This is a genomic window from Psychromonas sp. B3M02 (genome assembly GCF_003318165.1).
Taxonomy (GTDB): domain Bacteria; phylum Pseudomonadota; class Gammaproteobacteria; order Enterobacterales; family Psychromonadaceae; genus Psychromonas.
The window spans coordinates 17,197-34,278 of sequence record NZ_QOCB01000029.1 but is presented as its reverse complement, the minus strand read 5'-3'; the positions used below and the strand labels follow the sequence as shown (position 1 = coordinate 34,278).

Genomic DNA, 17,082 nt, shown 5'->3' with positions numbered 1-17,082 from the left:
TTCTCTTATTATTTTTATGTTTTGTTACAGTCGTTATTTTCGATTAGACCATCATTGAAACTTAAAATTGGCTATTATGTGGCTCAAGGATAAATTCAATACCATGTAAAGATAGCGCATCAATGCTCACTTTATTAAACTCTATTGATGCCCCTAAACGAATGGTTTGTTGTTGTGCCGCTTGAATAAAATCCAGTAGGTATTGTGAAGGGCTATCAAATAATTGTAGTGCCAACGCCTTACTGAAAATAATGTCTGAAATAGGCAAGGACATTAACATATCAATGGATAACATTTGCGCTTCTTCAATAAACCAATAGACTTTTGAATTGTTTAACCTTGCCATCACAATTAACGAGAAAAAAGGAGATGGTTTGGCGATAGATTGAGGCGAGTTTATATATAAATCAATCTGGTTGTTACCGCCGCTTAAGCGCTCAGCTAATAATAGAGCTCGGTCATAATTCACGCCATCTGGAAACCAATCAAATATACTCTTTACATGGACTATTTTATTAGCATTGCGATTCAGTGGAATTGATGAAATTTGTTGTTGGCTCATACCGTAGGGGCAAAATAGAGCCGCTGGCTGATGGTGAGTTTGACCCGTATCATGATTGATTAAAAATAATGGAAGAGCGGTAATATCTGTATTTTGCTGCTGGATTAAGTGCTTTAAATAGATTTTAGAAAACAAACGGATCAAAATTTGGCGTGATTGTTGCGTATTTGGAACATGACTCAGGCTGGCTAATATTGGAAAGCCTAGGCTATTAGTTAGGTCATAAAGTGCATGACTCAAGTTGGCTTGCATCTCTCCGAAGAGCATAAGAAAAGGTCGTTGCTTTAAATTGATTAAGTTATTGAGTACTTCCATCAACCTTAAATCGGGGGTATTTAAATCTATAATCAACAGCTGTAAGTCATCAATATTAGTGAGAGATTGCTTTGCTGTGTATACATACAAATTTTCAAGCCCTTGTAACTGTTCAGGTTGTGTGACGTGTGGATGTGCCGAAATTAACCCTGTTTTATAGTGCTTCAACCAGTGATTGAACAATGTGAGGCTATTTTTTTGCCATTCTTTTACTGCTTGCTGTAATTGCAATCTAGATTGGCAATAGTCGAAGCTAGGTAAATCTATTGCCATGCTAGGCAGTTCTCCTAACCAAAAAATTTTTAGATCTTCTCGTTCTTTTAATAGTTGTATTAAAGAGTCGCATTGACTATGTGATTCAATACTATTATTTAAAATAACGGCGCTACCTAAAGGGGATGAGTTCAGTTGTAAGGTGAGTGCAGACAGGTCGCTGATCTGCTGTGTAACATCAAAGTTATCTTCAGCATTCAAGCTGTAAAGGGGAAATATGCCTTTATAGCCTGTTTGCTCAGAGCTTAATAAAAGGTGTAACTCTTGTTCACTTAATATTGAGCTCTGTTGTGAATTAAACATTTTATACTTCTAATAACTCAGGCAAAAACTCACCACTATTGTCAGGGTAAACAATGTACTCACCGTGGTATTTAACTTTAGATTTGTAATCCGTTACCTTGTGTAATAATAATGTTTGTTGGTAAGCGGCTGTTAGGGCTTCTGGTAAATCGCCACGTATGTATAAACTAATAGGTTTAATTAATAAGCCATCTTCAAAATGTGATTCAAATTCTGTACTACAAATGATCAACGACGCTTGTCCACCACTGTGGCGATTAAGTTTTTCACCCACTTCTAAATCTGTATTAACCATCCAACCTTGTGTTGTTAATTGCTCACACAGTGCAGATACTTGCGCTTTGTGAACAGGTTTTGCACTCAGGCTTTCATCAAATACATGTTCATAGGTATTTTTAATGGCAGTGAAGGTTGCTACAAGGCCTGCATTTTTGCCTAAACTACGAGCTTTACGCTGCCAAATCGTCAAAGTAGGTAAGACATCACTTTCAAAGCGTTTTTTCTTAATGGCGTTGGTTGTCCATGCCGCTAAGAAATGAGTCTCGCTAAGTGGGTTGTGTGGGATTTTGCCTTTTTCTTGCGCTTCGTTTAAATCTGCTAACGCATCGCTAACCACTTGGTGAATTGATGTTGAGAAACTTGTCATGACGATCCTGATTATAAAAAATGTAATAACAAAATTATGACAGGCTAACCAATTACGGACAAGTAAAGTTAAACTGAATTGCACTCATAAATTGTTAAAAGGGCAGATATAACTGATCTGATTGTTTAACCAACAAATAGTTGCGTAAAAAGTAACGGGTTAGCAGTGACTTGGCTTTAGCGCTTCAATATTTTTGTAAACTTGATTACACTCTTAATATGTTTGATTACCTAGGTTTTATATGTCTAAATTTAGTCTTAAATTGGTACCGCCTACTAATAAGAAAATATCACTGGTATTAGGCAGTGGTGGCGCTAGGGGAATGGTACACATAGGTATTATTAAGTGGTTAGTGGAACACGGCTACCAAATCCAATCCATCTCTGGTTGTTCTATTGGTGCATTGATCGGTGGTGTCTATGCTGCAGGTAAACTAAAAGAGTTTGAACAATGGGTGTGTGGGTTAGATAAGCTCTCTATTATCTCACTGTTGGATATCTCTTGGACTTCCAGTGGTTTATTACGTGGTGACAAAATCATTAATACACTAATCGGTTTATTAGGCGATCAAACCATTGAAGATTTGCCACTTAAATATACAGCTGTGGCTGCAGATATTAAAAATGAGAAAGAGGTGTGGATAAACTCAGGTTGTTTATTTGATGCGATACGTGCCTCTATCTCGTTACCCTTATTCTTTACTCCCGTTGAAAGAGATGGTGTGCAATTGATTGATGGTGGTGTGTTAAACCCTGTGCCGATTGCCCCTGTGTTTGGTGATAATACAGATGCTATTATTGCAGTGAACCTATCAGGTGAATTTAATTACAACTGTGAAGAGGTAGATACCTTAAATGATGTTATCAATGAAGTAGAAGACTTGGCTTTTCATCAAAAGATAGGGCACTACATTAAACAGTTAAGTGAAAACCTGAGTATTACAGAAGCAAAACCCTCTACTATTGCCGCCTATGATGTGGCAGACCAAGCGTTTGATGCGATGCAAGGCACTATTGCTCGATTAAAGCTAGCAGCATACCCTGCGGATTATAATATCGTGATAGCTCGTAATGCATGTGGCACCCTAGAGTTTGATCGTGCCAAGGAGATGATCGACCTTGGTTATCGTAGTGCGCATAAAGTGTTAAGTAACATTCAATCATAACCTCAGACTAAAAGATCAAAGAAGTTACCGTTTAAAGGATACAAAGTGGACGCCATTACGAGTACCCAAGCTTGGGTCAATAAAGTCATTGTTAAATATAATATTTGCCCCTTTGCTCGAAGAGAGGTTGAAGCTGGAAGCATACGTTACATCGAGGAAACGAACTCAGAGGTTGAAGCTGTGTTAGAAAGGCTAACTGAAGAGTGGCAACATTTAGATCAACATCCAGAGACAGAAACCACCTTATTAATATTAAGTGAAGCCTGTACAGACTTTGACGCATTTTTAGATTGTGTGTATCTAGCAAATCACTATTTACAAATGAATCGCTATGAAGGTGTATATCAACTGGCACATTTTCATCCCGATTATTGTTTTGAAGGTGATCCTGAAGAGGCAGCTTCAAATTATAGCAATCGTTCACCCTACCCAACACTGCATATCATTCGAGAAAGTAGCATGGAAAGAGCCATTGCAGCCCACCCTGATGTGGATGCTATACCAGAAAGAAACATCGAGTTTTTAAATAAAAAGGGCAGTCCATTTTTTGCAGATTTATTAGCAAGCTGTATGTTATCAAAATAGTAATAATATAGATTAGTTGATTTTAGGTGCTAGATGCTAGGTGCAAGATGCTAGGGACTAGTTGTTATATCAGAGGTTGGGGATAATCGGTAAGAGTATTGGTAAATCGAATGGTCTATTGATCACTCGATTTACCTAAAAGTTTGGTTAGAATGTTAATGCTAGGTTAGCCGATACACCCGCTTGGTTTTCACCTGCATATGAACCGGCGATATCTAAGCTTACAAGGTCAAAAGGGCTGAATCCAATACCTGCGGTGATTGAGTTATCTAATGTTTCTTCTAAATCTATTTCATAACCTGCACGTAACTGCGCCCAACCCCAAGCATTCCCTTCAACACCAAAGCGAACAAATTGTGTGTCATCGTCTGTGCCGATTCCTTCAAAACGCTTTTGTGTTGTTAAGTCTGCATCAATAGCCGCTACAAAGTAATCAGAGCTGTAGGCAACACCAAGCGTTACTTGTGTATCAAGGTGGTAAGAGCCATTAATTTCACCACTGGTATCTACTACATCAATTTCTTGGGCAATAAGGTCTTTAACCGCAATCGCTGTGCGGAAGTTATCTAGATACCAAACTGCGCCTAAATCGAAGTTAAAGGCACTTTTCGACGTTTCACTTTCGTCGTAATCATCCACTTCAAAGTCTTCAACCGTAGCAATTTGTGCATAGGTGCGCATTTGTTGATATTTTGGTGTAATACCAAAAGAGAATTGTTGGTCTGCGATTGTATAATATTGCGCTAAGGCTAAACCCGCTTCTATATAACCAAAAGCCACAAAGTCTACATCAGAGGTTTGGTAATTGTAATTACCATTTTCAACAGCTACATCGGTTTGCGCAATGATTTCTGCATAACCGCGTATAAATAAGTTAGAGGAAACCAGTTCAGTAGGTAATGCAACAGCAATACCGGTTCCAGCACTAACTTGAACAGGTTTTGAGCCATCTAATTCAGCAAGATTAGCATCAATTTCTGTGGTATCTGTTGATCCTGAATCATTAAGATCATCGATGTTATCTTGAAGGTCATCAAGTTCACTGATCGCATCATCTTTATCACTAGCTGAAACATCAATGCCAATGAAAACACCAAAATCATCATGGTCACGATAATTAGCAGCTAGTGCTGGGTTATAGAAGGGAGCAGTGAGATAGTCGGCAGAAGCAACACCTGTATTACCCATGGCATTACCACGCGCATCGGCTACTTTATTTGCTGCTTGAGCACTGATAGCCGTAAGCGATCCCAGTACGCTTAATGCAATTAATGACTTTTTATCCATTTGCAAGTTCCTTCTTTTAAAATTGATGCTAATTCCTTATTAATTTTAACTATAGACACTTTTTTGTGAGATGTGAACAAAAAGAGGTAAAAAATTATCTATTTAGTGGTAGTTGTTACGTAAGGCAATGATTGATAAAGAAATTGACTATTTGTGTAGTAATTAAGCAAACAGCAAAGTGCATTTGTATTGCGTTAACTCTGGGATTAGAATGCGCTAGATTACCGATTGATTAATGTTTGTTTTAATTGAAAAATTAATCTGATATCCATTTTTAAAGCGGTCGATTAATTATAAAAGCCACAATAAATTGTGGTTATACTGTGTTGTATTCTTTACTATTAATACTCGCTATTTATCTGAATCTTTAACCATTTTCGTCTACAAGGAACCTCCATGGCAGAACAAGCTTATCAATTGTTACGCATTATTATTATCGATAGCTTTTGGAAGGGACAAGTGAATGAACTAGACCTATCTGGTCATACCCAATTAGAAGGGACAAATGGTGCAGGTAAAACTTCTTTAATGCGTCTACTACCACTTTTCTATGGTATGCGCCCGAGTGATATTGTCAGTAAAGTGGATCAAGCCAAAAATTTTGCTGATTATTATTTACCAAGAGATTCGAGCATGCTGGTATATGAATATCAGCGTCCAGGTGGTCAAACTTGTATGGCACTAGCCAGTTCAGATGGCCGAGGTGTGCAGTTTAAATTTATTGATAGTGGTTTTGATAGCCAGATTTTTATCGGTGAAAATAAAATACCCTTAACCGTTGCTGAAGTTGAGCGAGTATATCGTTCGCTGGGTGTGGAATGCTCTGTCTATTTAGGTGTTGATAAATTTCGTCAAGTGATTCAAAACCTGCGTATTGGTCGTAAAGTTAAAGAGATCCGTCAATTACAAAATCGCTTTGCATTTAGTGATTTAGCCACGCCACATTTAGATAAAGTGGTTAATGGTACCATCGAAAAGAACCTCGACTTTGATGCTGTTAAACAGATGCTGGTGGCGATTGCTGGTGACCATATTGCACGTAGTGTTGGCCAAGAGAAAGAGCAGATAACACTCAACAAACAAGATATCAGCTTATGGTTAGCGGATATTCAAGCCAGTCGTTCAATTCAAAAAGTGAGCGATAAAATTGCGCTGTGGCAAACAGATTTTACTCAGTTAGATAACTTACTAATTAAATTACAGCACTTACATGTTGAAATGTTAGCGCATCAAGAAAGCATTAATACCAAGCAAACGGAGCGCAGCCAACAGAAAACTCAATTACGTGAGCAAATCACGCAATTGGATAAACAGTTAAAAGAGCAAACACAAACACTGCAAACCGACATCAGTAAATTGTTGGTGAAAATTGAAGCTGACCAAGGCCGTATTGATCTGTTAGATGAAGATAAACTTAAGTTTGATGAAAATGACGCGGCTAGTTTTCAATTACAAGCAGATAACGCACCTCGTTATCAACAGGCGTTGAACGATGTAAATGAGATCATTGAAGCCTTTGAAGGTAACTTAAACAAAGTACAAGCAAAGTTTGAATCCTTATTACAGACGCTTACCTTACAAAAGGTCAAAGATGAAGCGCGTAATCATGAGCAAGTTGCTAAAGTAAAAGAGCAAGCGAATACTCAACTATCGGTTATTTCTGAAACCTATCAAGGCCAGTTAGCAAAATTGAATGAGCAGTTAAACGACAGCTTTTTAAAATTGAACATGGATCTGCAGTTATTACAAAATGACTTGAAGATGGCTGAGACTGCACAACAAAACATCACTGTTGACCCTGCTTTACAAGCTGAAATTGATAGTAATCAAGTTAATATGTCTGAAGTGAAAGATCGTTTGAGTGATCTATTACAAGTATTAAGTAGTGATAATCAGCAGCTCAATACGTTAGAAAAACAGCGAACGTCAGTCCTAGACCAACATACTAAAAATAACCGTCAGTTGGACGATTACAAAAAATCACGTCAACAGTTACATTTACAATTGTTACCAGAGGTGAATTCATTACATCACTTTTTAAGTCATGAGAATGAAGCACAAGGTTGGAAAGATAACATCGGCCGAGTTTTATCTGCCGAGCAATTAGCACGAAAAGATCTTAACCCTCAATGGGTCACAGAGCCCGCTGATAAGTTGAGTTTATTTGGCTTACAAATTGATTTAGACCAGTTGCAAGATAACGACCTACAGCTTAATGAAAATGAACTGCGTGAAAAAATCACCACAATAGATGATAAAATAGCGTCACTTAGTGATAAAGAACAACAATTAACAACACAGTTAAACGATCTAAATAAACAAATTGAACAACAAACACTGTTGATCAGTGAGCGTAAACAAGCCTTACAAAAAATAGAACTACAACGTCAGCAGTTTAAAACCCAACAAGATAATTTGGTGATTAAAAAGCAACACTTCTTGAAGCAAGCTGCAGCAACCTTTGAAGGTGATATTAAAAAGTTAACCACTAAAATCAAACAACAACAAAGTAAACTGGCTGAGTTTAAAGAGCTTCAACAAGCGCAACGTTTTGAGCTGAATAATCAAATGTTAGATCAACGTATGGTCGTTGAGTCAGACCGTGACAGTCAACTTGATCAACTTGCTGAGCAGTTTGCTGCTATTCAAGAAAGTGCTAAAACACGTCAGAAAGACTACAAACAGCAGCGTGACCAAGCCTTAGACAAATTAGACCCTGATGGTGAAGTTGATAAACGTATTAAACAACGTGCTGAATTAACAAAGCAGCTTGAAGAGTGTGCCGTTTGGGCGCGTAAAGCGCGTGAATATGAAGACTTCATGAATAAGCGTTATATTAATCGCGATCAGTTAGTTGAGCAGAATCAAAATAGAGAAGTACAAAAACGCGGTTTAGAAAATAGCTTATCTGATTTAACCATTGAAAAAACTGGTTTAATTACTGAGAAACAAAAACTACTTAAAAAAGTTTCGCAGCAACTCAATGATGATGCGGATCTTTTACTGCAATTAAGTTTGGCTCAACGTGAGTGTGAACAGTATGGCATTGAACCTATCGCTGCAGAGTCAGAGCCAAGCAATAACCCAGAGTTAACTGTAACTTTCTGTGGTGATTGGGTCAAACAATTCAAAACCATTGATAAACGTCTACAATCGCAAATAACTCAGTTTAATACGGCCTTTGCAAAAAATAATGCAAATAGTGAACTCTATGAAAACTGGGTTAAGTTAGTGGCGGATAATGATATTTATAAGGGCGCGAGAAGCTTGTTTAAATACCAAAACCCGATTGCAGACTTACTCAGTAGTGCCGCACAGAAACAAAAGAATACCTATCAGTTGGTGACGGTCAACGCCAATATGATCAATGAGTTCTATCAACATATTGAACACTTCGCGCGTCGCATTAAAAGTATCGGTAAACAACTGTCTAATAACGTCACTAAACTAGCGCACTTTGAAGCACTTGCTGATATTAACGTTAATACAGTAATGAAACAGGAAGAGCTAGATTACTGGGGACCATTACAGCAATTTGCTAAGTTATTTGATAAATACCGTGATGATTTACGTGAAGGTGTCGGTGATATTCCTGACGACTTGATTGTTGCAATGCAAAAACTTTCTGCTTATCTACCAAGTGAAGGGTTTGCACTAGCTCACCATCAACTGTTTGATATCGAGTTTACTATCTCTGAAAAAGGGCAGTTAAAACACGCACGTAATGCGAGACAGCTGAAAAAAATCAGTTCAACAGGGCTGTCATACCTCGCCATGTTGTCTTTATATGCGGGGATTTTAGGCATGTTACGTGGAGAAAGTGATGTGCAAACCCAAATCATATTACCGGTAGATGAGTTAGGTGAATTAGCCGCCGAAAATATCGACCTGTTATTAACTATGTTTAACGACAATGCAATTACTATGTTATCTGCTTCGCCTTCTACAGATCGCCATATCTTGTCACTCTATGAGCGTCATTATAAGATTAAAGATAACAAAATATTCCATGCACATATCCCAACATCACGATTAGATGAGCTATTAATGCAGCGCAAACAAGTGGCAGAACAAGCGAGTCAGACACAAACAACTGAATTGGAGAGCCAAGATGTTTAAGCAAACCGTTCAAAAACTTTTAACCGGTGAAGTGATTTGTGAAACAGGCTTTGCAGATGAGTTCTTATTTCTACAAGCCCAAGATAACCAAGATCGTGTCAGTGATTTCCTCAGCAACTTAGATCGTCAATTAACCTATTTAGACAGTGCAGATGCTTACTACTGCACCTTTAATGAAGTGGACAGTGACAATACACCGGAATTAACCGCTTTATTTACCGATATTCGCGGTATGTTCCGTCCACTTGTTGAGTTCTTAGAGTTAATTCTTACAGCGAGTCAAACAGACTTACCTATCCATGCGAAGTCGATTATCAATATTAATGAACTGTTTGACCCATTTGAACATGACCAAACCTTACGTGAACAATTACGCCATTTAACCGCAATCAGACCCTTTAAAACTAATAAATTAGAAAGCCGTGAGCAATTGGTTTTTGTATTTCATAAATTAGAAGAACTGGGCTATTTTGTGCGTAAAAATGCCGGCAGTAGCCGTTATTTTGCAACGGCTAAGTTTGATCTTATCTATCTGTTAATTGAGTTCTTAAATGATTCAGAACGTATTGAGCTTCCAGAAACAGTAGAGCAACAACAAGAAGAGTTATTGTTCTAATGGCAGGTTACGATACTAAAGATGTTGCAGAACTTTTACGCCAGCTTGGAGCGCATGACCAACTGTTAGCAGAGGCTTATGTGTTTGGTTCGGTGCAGGGTGATGGTGATGAAGCCAGAAAGATAGCGGCACTGCATAAAAAGTCGCTATTAAGACCTGATGACGAACCTGGTGATTATCGTGTTAGTGCTGAGCTTAAGCGCATGTTAAACCGTTTAATGCGTAAGCAAAGTAGTTACCGACAGCTCACGGACATGGGTAAAGTGATTGATGTGTTAGCTGATACAGTGAACGACTATCGTTTATCAGTGATTAGCGATCAACAGGATGATGCAGAATATTATTTAGATCAATTAGATGATCTTCTCTATGAAGCAAAAGATAACCTAAACGTTAGTCTAGATAATATGCATTATGCCATCTCAAGTCAGTTCGGGTTCGTTACTACGATCAGTGCAAAAGTGCGTGAAAATGAACGTGCATTAACCTATGCACAAAAGTTATTAACTGAATTACAACAGATCGATCCTGAAACCTGTTACGAATGGATGGATTGGGCTTGCCCTGTTGAGCTGGCGCGTAAGATTAGTGGTTTTATCTATTGGTTTAATCAAACCTTGCCACGGTTGCGCTTTATCATTGATAGTATGCGTTTAAGCTTATTTAAATTAAGACGCGATGAGAAACAAGCTAGTCTGTTACGTAATATGGCACGTTACCTTCAAAAACATCCTGAGTTTGAAATTAACGAAAATGTATTCGAAGATAAAAGCTTGCCTGAAACCTTACGTTTTGCACCTGCGATGCCAATTAAGTCTTATATTAATGTTAAAGAAACCGCACATGAGCATGCATTAGTGGGAATAGTGCAGTCATTACGTAAACTTAATAATCCGACTAAACCTAATGCTCGTGAAACGTCATCAGTAGAGGTGATTGAAAACGTGGCGATGGGCTTTAGTTATGATTACTTTGAAGAGCAAACAGAGCGCCTATTTGAAAAAGCAATTACCACAGGTGAAGCCGTCTCTGCTGTTGCTTATTGGCAGCAATCATTAGTCAATTGGCATCAATTACAGCAGCATATTGAACCTATTGCCTGGGTTGAATTAGTGTTTAGCAGTTATTGTAAATTAACCAATGCACAACAGGCACTAATTGATATCAAACCAAAAGGTAAGCAGCTTGAAGGTATTTCTCATAACTGGTCTTACAGTGACATTGTAGTTAAAGTGAATTAATGATGCCCGGTTATATTATTAATAAAACCCAGTATCAATTTTTTGCAAAACAATTAAGTCAGGCTATCAATCGCGTTAAAAAGAATAAATCCTGTGAGTGGATTGTTGCACAGCATCGGTTAGGAAAAATTGCATACGGAGAGTGGGTTTACACTGAACAAGACAGGCGAGACATTATTGATTTGGTGAAATCACAGCTTCATGTTGATCTCTTATACGATGCGTATCCTGAAAAGACTGCGCGGGTAACACGAGCTAATACTTTTAATGATGAGAAGCCTCATACTTTAGCGGTAAGTCATGATTTTGTGTTGGTCAATAGTCTCAATACCTTGCAGATTAACCATACAAACATTCTACTTAGTGAGCTTCAATCACTTGGGCTATATCTAGATGCAAACAGTGTAACTAGTATTGAACATCGCTGTATTGTATTGGTAGAGAATTTAAGTGTGATGGCTAATTTAGCCTCATTGAATTTTTCCCCTGAGCATGACTTTTTAAAAAATGCACTGTGGTTATACCGTGGCGATATTAAAGCACAACAAACCACCAGTATGGCTTATCAGTTTTTCAGGCGTTTTAAAGATTCCCATCAGTTGGTGTGTTTTGCAGACTTTGATCCTAAAGGCATAGAAATTACGTTAACCAGTGGTGCTGAGTATTTTATTGCCCCGACTGTAGAGAGCATTAAAACCTTTCACGCCACCGGTGCAGATATTGATTACTTTAAGCAAGATAGTGCAAGAACCTATATTGCTAAGTATCAATCGGATTCATTAAAAATATTACAGCTGTACAGCTTAATGTCAGCACAAAGAAAAACTATCAAACAAGAGCATATGCTGGCAAAGGCATTAACTTTGTCGGTATCTAAATTAAATTAACGTACAATAGAAACTAATTTATAAAAAGCAGGAATAAACATGCAAATAGCAAAAAATAGTGTTGTTGAATTTCATTATCGCGTCAGTGAAGGTGAAACCTTATTAGAAAATAGTCAAGGTAATGATCCATTACTTTATCTGCACGGTCATGGTGGTTTATTTGAAACCATGGAAGCGGCTTTTGTCGGTAAATCAGTAGGCGATGAGTTTGAGGTGACGTTAACACCGGAGCAGTCTTATGGTGAGCGTCGTGAGTCAGCTATTCAACGTATCCCTCTAAAACACTTACAAGGCGCTAAAAAGTGGTCTGCAGGGATGGTGGCTACTGTTGAATCAAACCAAGGCAAACAGGAAGTAACAATAATTAAAGTAGGGCGCTTTAATGCAGATTGTGATTTAAACCATCCATTTGCAGGTAAAACCCTAACCTTTAACATTCAAGTTGCCAGTGTGCGTGAAGCAACTGCAGATGAAATTTCTCATGGTCATGCCCACGCTAAAGGCGGTTGTGGCCATTAATCGTAAAGGTTAATCCAATGAAACGTATTACGTTATACACTATGGTTAATTGCCCACACTGTAAAACAGCAAAACAATACCTTGAACAACAGGGTATTGTTTTTCGTTCTGTAGATGTTAAAAGCCCTGCAGGACAGAAAGAGTTTGCTAAAACGGGGTTCCGTGGTGTTCCTATTTTGAAAATCGGTGACCAGTTCTTAAATGGTTTTAGTGTTAAAGGCTTTAATCAATTATATAAAGACTAATCCATAAGTTGCTAAAAATTAAGTGGTGTTATTGCATAGTGATACCACTTAGTAGTAAATGGTTTAATAAAGCTCTTGAATCCCCATTATATAAGCAAAAAATGACACTTATATGATACATTTTTCTTGCCTCAATTTCATTATATGCATAAAGTGAAATCATCTGTTTAACTTGCTATGGAATGCTGATGAAAGTATTTGATTCGGGATGTTTACCACCCGCACAAGTGATCTCTTTACCGCATGAAATTGAAAATCATGACCATGAACATCACCAATTGGTGATCGCCCTTAAAGGGTATTCTGAATTTTGTATTGAAGGCACACCGAATTTTATTGTTCCAGGGCAGGGCTGCATTGTAACTACTAGCTCTGAGCATGCCTTTAATGGAGTAGGCGAATCAGAAATTCTAACCTTAAACTTACCCTATGAGCTTAGTGTTGATACACAAATAGTAAAAAGAATTGAGCCTTTATTCAGTAGCAATCAGTATTTTCGTTTAGATAGACAGTTCCAATCGATTTTACAATTACTAGTTCAGGAGATGAAAGAGTCTCCTGATGATATTCTGTTAGCGGAAGCCTGCAAAAATACCGTGATAGCCATGCTTCATCGCCACATGCATTTAGACTTCCCCAATAAACTTAGTTTAAAAAATAGAATCAACATGACCCTGATTGATAACTATATACTGCAGCATATCGCCGCTAAAATTACTGTCGCTCAATTGGCTGGATGTGTTTATCTAGGTGAGAGCCAGTTCCACCTGCTATTTAAATTACAAGTGGGAATGACTCCGCATCAATATATTTTACAAACTCGTTTGAATTTAGCTAAAAAATTATTAGCTGATCATTCATTAACACTTTCGGCCATAGCAAGCGCTTGTGGTTTTGCTAATCAAAGCAGTTTCACACACAGCTTCACTAAAACACAGGGCACATCTCCTTCTAAATATCGCCAATAATTGCCCGTTTTTAGGCCAATAAAAAATTGATCTAGATCACGTTTTAATTTCGGTCGTACTTTTTGACATATTAATCGTAGTTTTTGATAAAGCGTTTTTTACCATTTAGCAATACTATCGAGTTTTAATCACATGCAAACATAGTCAAATTAAGGTTATGTTTTTAGAGGGATATTTATGTCGTTGTTGACTGCTGCAGACGTGCTACGTAAAGATTTTATGGATACAGAATTATCTGTATTGTGGTCGTATATTTCGCCATTGTATATGGTGGATGAAAGTGAGTGGCTTCGTCAACTGTTGCCTTTAGCAACTCCTAGTGAACAGCAATTAGCTGAAATCAATCATGATGCTACTAACTTGATTGAGCGTGTCCGTAAAGATAAAAATGCGGTACATATGATTGATGCATTATTAGCTGAATACAGTTTAGATACCAAAGAAGGTATTTTATTAATGTGTTTAGCAGAAGCGTTAATGCGTATTCCTGATAAACAAACAGCCGATGCACTAATTAAAGATAAATTAAGTGTTGCAGACTGGAAAGCTCACCTAAAAAACTCTAGTTCACTATTTGTTAATGCTTCAACGTGGGGATTATTATTAACAGGTAAAATTGTTAATCTAAAAAAAGCCAACAAAAAGAGCTCTGCGCACTTAGTTAATGGTCTAGTGAATAAATTAACTGAACCGGTTATACGTGAAGTGATGCAACAAGCGATGAAAATTATGGGTCATCAGTTTGTATTAGGTCGCAATATTAATGAAGCACAATCAAACGGTAAAACCTTCACTAATAAAGGCTGTAGTTACTCCTTTGATATGTTGGGTGAGTCAGCTTTAACGGCAACTGATGCTAAAAAATACTTCGATGCTTATATGTTGGCGATCGAGTCTGTGGGTAGCAAAGCGCTTAACCAAAAAGATCAAGACAACGCAGCGACTGTATCAATTAAACTATCAGCACTACATCCACGTTATGAAGTTGCAAATACGCAACGTGTATTAACTGAAATGTACGATACGGTTATCCTACTGATTAAAAAAGCACGCGAAGTCAATGTCGGTTTAACCATTGATGCTGAAGAAGCAGATCGTTTAGAACTGTCTTTATTATTATTTGAAAAACTAATGGCCGCACCAGAGACAAAAGGCTGGGGTAAATTAGGTATAGTAGTACAAGCTTACAGTAAACGTGCGCTACCAGTACTTGCTTGGTTAGCAGGTTTGGCCAAACAGCAGGGCGATATTATTCCACTGCGTTTAGTGAAAGGTGCGTATTGGGATAGTGAGATTAAAATATCACAACAAAATGGCTTTGCAGCTTATCCAGTGTATACGCGTAAAGAAGCAACAGATGTTTCCTACTTAGCTTGTGCTAAATTCCTGTTAAGCCCTGCAATTAAAGGGTTAATTTTCCCACAATTTGCTAGTCATAACGCACATACAGTAACCACTATTACTCATATTGCTGAGCACCAAGAATATGAGTTCCAACGTTTACACGGTATGGGTGATGCTTTGTATCATCATGTGATGAGTATGTTTAATAGCCATGTACGTATTTATGCCCCAGTGGGTAACCATAAAGATCTTTTACCTTACTTAGTAAGACGTTTATTAGAAAACGGCGCAAATAGCTCATTTGTACATCGTTTAGTTGATGCTAAATGTCCTATTACAGAGTTAATTGAACACCCTGTGATCACGTTAACCAAGCGTAAAACCTTACATAATAACCTGATTGAATTACCGCCAGCGATATTTAGTGACAGACAAAATTCATTTAGTATCAATATTGATATTGAAAGTGAAGTTGCGCCATTACATAAAGCTATCGAGAGCTTTAAAGGTTACCAGTGGCGAGCGGGCCCGATAGTCAACGGTATACATTATACTGATGCTCAGCAGTTAGATGAACAAGAAAGTTATATTACTGTACAAACTATCACTGCACCTTACGACCGTTCGATTGAAGTAGGAACAGTATTATTTTCAACACCACAGCTGATTGAAAATGCATTATTAAATGCACAACAACACTTTTTAGAATGGGATACCACGGCAGTTACTGAGCGTGCCCAGTGTTTATATAACTTAGCTGACTTGTTAGAAAAGCATATGCCAGAACTAGTGGCGCTTTGCCATCATGAAGCGGGTAAAACTATTCACGATTGTATTGATGAAGTACGTGAAGCGGTGGACTTCTGTCGTTACTACGCTCAACAAGCTACCGATATGCTAGCTGGAAGTGAAGCGAATGTAAGCTTTGATAATATTATTCAGCAAGTAACGCATCAGGGTAAAGGCGTGTTTGTGTGTATTAGCCCTTGGAACTTCCCATTAGCTATCTTCCTAGGACAAATTACCGCAGCATTAGTGATGGGTAATACGGTAATTGCTAAACCTGCAGAGCAAACATCTTTAATTGCTGCACGTGCGGTTGAGTTTATGCTAGAAGCAGGATTTGATGAGCAAAGTATTCACCTGTTAACAGGAAACGGGGCAGAAATCGGTAATGCTTTAACCTCTGACGATCGTATTGCTGGCGTGGTCTTTACAGGGTCAACTAAAACAGCACAGGTAATCAACCGAAGCTTAGCTAAACGTGACGTCATGCCTGCTACCTTTATTGCAGAAACCGGCGGTCAAAATGCCATGATTGTGGACAGTACTGCGTTACCTGAACAAGTAGTAAGAGATGTAATACGATCTGCGTTTGCTTCTGCGGGTCAACGCTGTTCAGCGTTACGTGTGTTATTTATTCAACAGGATATTGCACCACGTGTTATTGAGTTAATCGAAGGTGCGATGAATGAATTATCCGTTGGTTTACCTTACCTGCACAGTACAGATGTTGGACCTGTGATCGATAAAACAGCCAAAGATAAGTTAACTAGCCATATTAATAACATGACTGAGCAACATAAACTGTTGGCTCAAGTATCATTAAGTGATGCATGCCAAAAAGGTGACTTTATCGCACCTACTGCAATTGAAATAGACAGTTTAGATCAGTTAAGTGAAGAGCAGTTCGGCCCAATTCTACATGTAATTCGTTATAAAGCGTCACAGTTAGAAGAAGTGATTAATCAAATAAACGGTTCAGGTTATGGCTTAACCATGGGGATTCATAGTCGTAATGAATCTACTTATACGCATATCGCGAAAGCTAGCCGAGTAGGTAACTGCTATATCAATCGTGACCAAGTTGGCGCTGTAGTAGGCGTACAACCATTTGGTGGACAAGGATTATCAGGTACAGGTCCAAAAGCAGGTGGGCCACGATATTTACAACGTTTCAGCAAGCAAGTTGTGACCGTTGATGTTGAAATGAGTGAAGGGGGTTAA

Annotated in this window: 13 protein-coding genes; 10 read left to right on the top strand and 3 right to left on the bottom strand. The window is 38.1% G+C overall.

The features are described from left to right. Positions 1-61: 61 nt before the first annotated feature. The gene (locus tag DS885_RS04120) at positions 62-1,453 is read right to left on the bottom strand and encodes a hypothetical protein (RefSeq protein ID WP_113818140.1); all 1,392 of its coding nucleotides are present in this window, start codon (positions 1,451-1,453) and stop codon (positions 62-64) included. Between the two features lies 1 nt (position 1,454). Next, a complete protein-coding gene (locus DS885_RS04115; RefSeq protein WP_113818139.1) occupies positions 1,455-2,099 on the bottom strand; it encodes a DUF2913 family protein in 645 nt (214 codons plus the stop codon). A 241-nt stretch (positions 2,100-2,340) separates the two neighbouring features. Here DS885_RS04115 and DS885_RS04110 point away from each other — a divergent pair, with 241 nt between their 5' ends. Together DS885_RS04110 and DS885_RS04105 are read left to right on the top strand one after the other, a co-directional pair. After that, positions 2,341-3,264: a patatin-like phospholipase family protein gene (locus DS885_RS04110; protein WP_113818138.1), complete on the top strand. Its 924-nt coding sequence runs from the start codon at positions 2,341-2,343 to the stop codon at positions 3,262-3,264. A 45-nt stretch (positions 3,265-3,309) separates the two neighbouring features. Further along, a complete protein-coding gene (locus DS885_RS04105; RefSeq protein WP_113818137.1) occupies positions 3,310-3,849 on the top strand; it encodes a DUF1415 domain-containing protein in 540 nt (179 codons plus the stop codon). Between the two features lie 147 nt (positions 3,850-3,996). Here DS885_RS04105 and DS885_RS04100 read toward each other — a convergent pair whose 3' ends face one another. Further along, positions 3,997-5,136, bottom strand: coding sequence for a conjugal transfer protein TraF (locus DS885_RS04100; protein ID WP_113818136.1), 1,140 nt, complete (start codon positions 5,134-5,136; stop codon positions 3,997-3,999). Between the two features lie 396 nt (positions 5,137-5,532). Here DS885_RS04100 and DS885_RS04095 point away from each other — a divergent pair, with 396 nt between their 5' ends. From DS885_RS04095 to putA, 8 genes are all read left to right on the top strand, one after another. Then, a complete protein-coding gene (locus DS885_RS04095; protein WP_113818135.1) occupies positions 5,533-9,255 on the top strand; it encodes an ATP-binding protein in 3,723 nt (1,240 codons plus the stop codon). Then, positions 9,248-9,871 (top strand): hypothetical protein, encoded by a 624-nt coding sequence (locus DS885_RS04090; RefSeq protein WP_113818134.1) that lies wholly within the window; start codon positions 9,248-9,250, stop codon positions 9,869-9,871. The genes DS885_RS04095 and DS885_RS04090 overlap by 8 nt, the downstream gene beginning before the upstream one ends. Beyond that, positions 9,871-11,112 (top strand): hypothetical protein, encoded by a 1,242-nt coding sequence (locus DS885_RS04085; RefSeq protein ID WP_113818133.1) that lies wholly within the window; start codon positions 9,871-9,873, stop codon positions 11,110-11,112. Before DS885_RS04090 ends, DS885_RS04085 begins: the two co-directional genes overlap by 1 nt. Continuing rightward, the gene (locus tag DS885_RS04080) at positions 11,112-11,999 is read left to right on the top strand and encodes a DUF7281 domain-containing protein (RefSeq protein WP_113818132.1); all 888 of its coding nucleotides are present in this window, start codon (positions 11,112-11,114) and stop codon (positions 11,997-11,999) included. Before DS885_RS04085 ends, DS885_RS04080 begins: the two co-directional genes overlap by 1 nt. A 39-nt stretch (positions 12,000-12,038) precedes the next feature. Beyond that, the gene (locus tag DS885_RS04075) at positions 12,039-12,518 is read left to right on the top strand and encodes an FKBP-type peptidyl-prolyl cis-trans isomerase (RefSeq protein WP_113818131.1); all 480 of its coding nucleotides are present in this window, start codon (positions 12,039-12,041) and stop codon (positions 12,516-12,518) included. A 17-nt stretch (positions 12,519-12,535) separates the two neighbouring features. Beyond that, positions 12,536-12,763, top strand: coding sequence for a glutaredoxin family protein (locus DS885_RS04070; RefSeq protein ID WP_113818130.1), 228 nt, complete (start codon positions 12,536-12,538; stop codon positions 12,761-12,763). Between the two features lie 188 nt (positions 12,764-12,951). Next, positions 12,952-13,731, top strand: a complete 780-nt coding sequence (locus DS885_RS04065) for a helix-turn-helix transcriptional regulator (protein WP_113818129.1) — start codon at positions 12,952-12,954, stop codon at positions 13,729-13,731. Between the two features lie 177 nt (positions 13,732-13,908). Beyond that, positions 13,909-17,082, top strand: a complete 3,174-nt coding sequence (gene putA / locus DS885_RS04060) for a bifunctional proline dehydrogenase/L-glutamate gamma-semialdehyde dehydrogenase PutA (protein WP_220149643.1) — start codon at positions 13,909-13,911, stop codon at positions 17,080-17,082.

Bases quoted from the DNA above. Each gene is read 5' to 3' on its own strand.
- DS885_RS04120 (WP_113818140.1), bottom strand. From the start codon at position 1,453: ATGTTTAATTCACAACAGAGCTCAATATTAAGTGAACAAGAGTTACAC.
- DS885_RS04115 (WP_113818139.1), bottom strand. From the start codon at position 2,099: ATGACAAGTTTCTCAACATCAATTCACCAAGTGGTTAGCGATGCGTTA.
- DS885_RS04110 (WP_113818138.1), top strand. From the start codon at position 2,341: ATGTCTAAATTTAGTCTTAAATTGGTACCGCCTACTAATAAGAAAATA.
- DS885_RS04100 (WP_113818136.1), bottom strand. From the start codon at position 5,136: ATGGATAAAAAGTCATTAATTGCATTAAGCGTACTGGGATCGCTTACG.
- DS885_RS04095 (WP_113818135.1), top strand. From the start codon at position 5,533: ATGGCAGAACAAGCTTATCAATTGTTACGCATTATTATTATCGATAGC.
- DS885_RS04090 (WP_113818134.1), top strand. From the start codon at position 9,248: ATGTTTAAGCAAACCGTTCAAAAACTTTTAACCGGTGAAGTGATTTGT.
- DS885_RS04085 (WP_113818133.1), top strand. From the start codon at position 9,871: ATGGCAGGTTACGATACTAAAGATGTTGCAGAACTTTTACGCCAGCTT.
- DS885_RS04080 (WP_113818132.1), top strand. From the start codon at position 11,112: ATGATGCCCGGTTATATTATTAATAAAACCCAGTATCAATTTTTTGCA.
- DS885_RS04075 (WP_113818131.1), top strand. From the start codon at position 12,039: ATGCAAATAGCAAAAAATAGTGTTGTTGAATTTCATTATCGCGTCAGT.
- DS885_RS04070 (WP_113818130.1), top strand. From the start codon at position 12,536: ATGAAACGTATTACGTTATACACTATGGTTAATTGCCCACACTGTAAA.
- DS885_RS04065 (WP_113818129.1), top strand. From the start codon at position 12,952: ATGAAAGTATTTGATTCGGGATGTTTACCACCCGCACAAGTGATCTCT.
- putA (WP_220149643.1), top strand. From the start codon at position 13,909: ATGTCGTTGTTGACTGCTGCAGACGTGCTACGTAAAGATTTTATGGAT.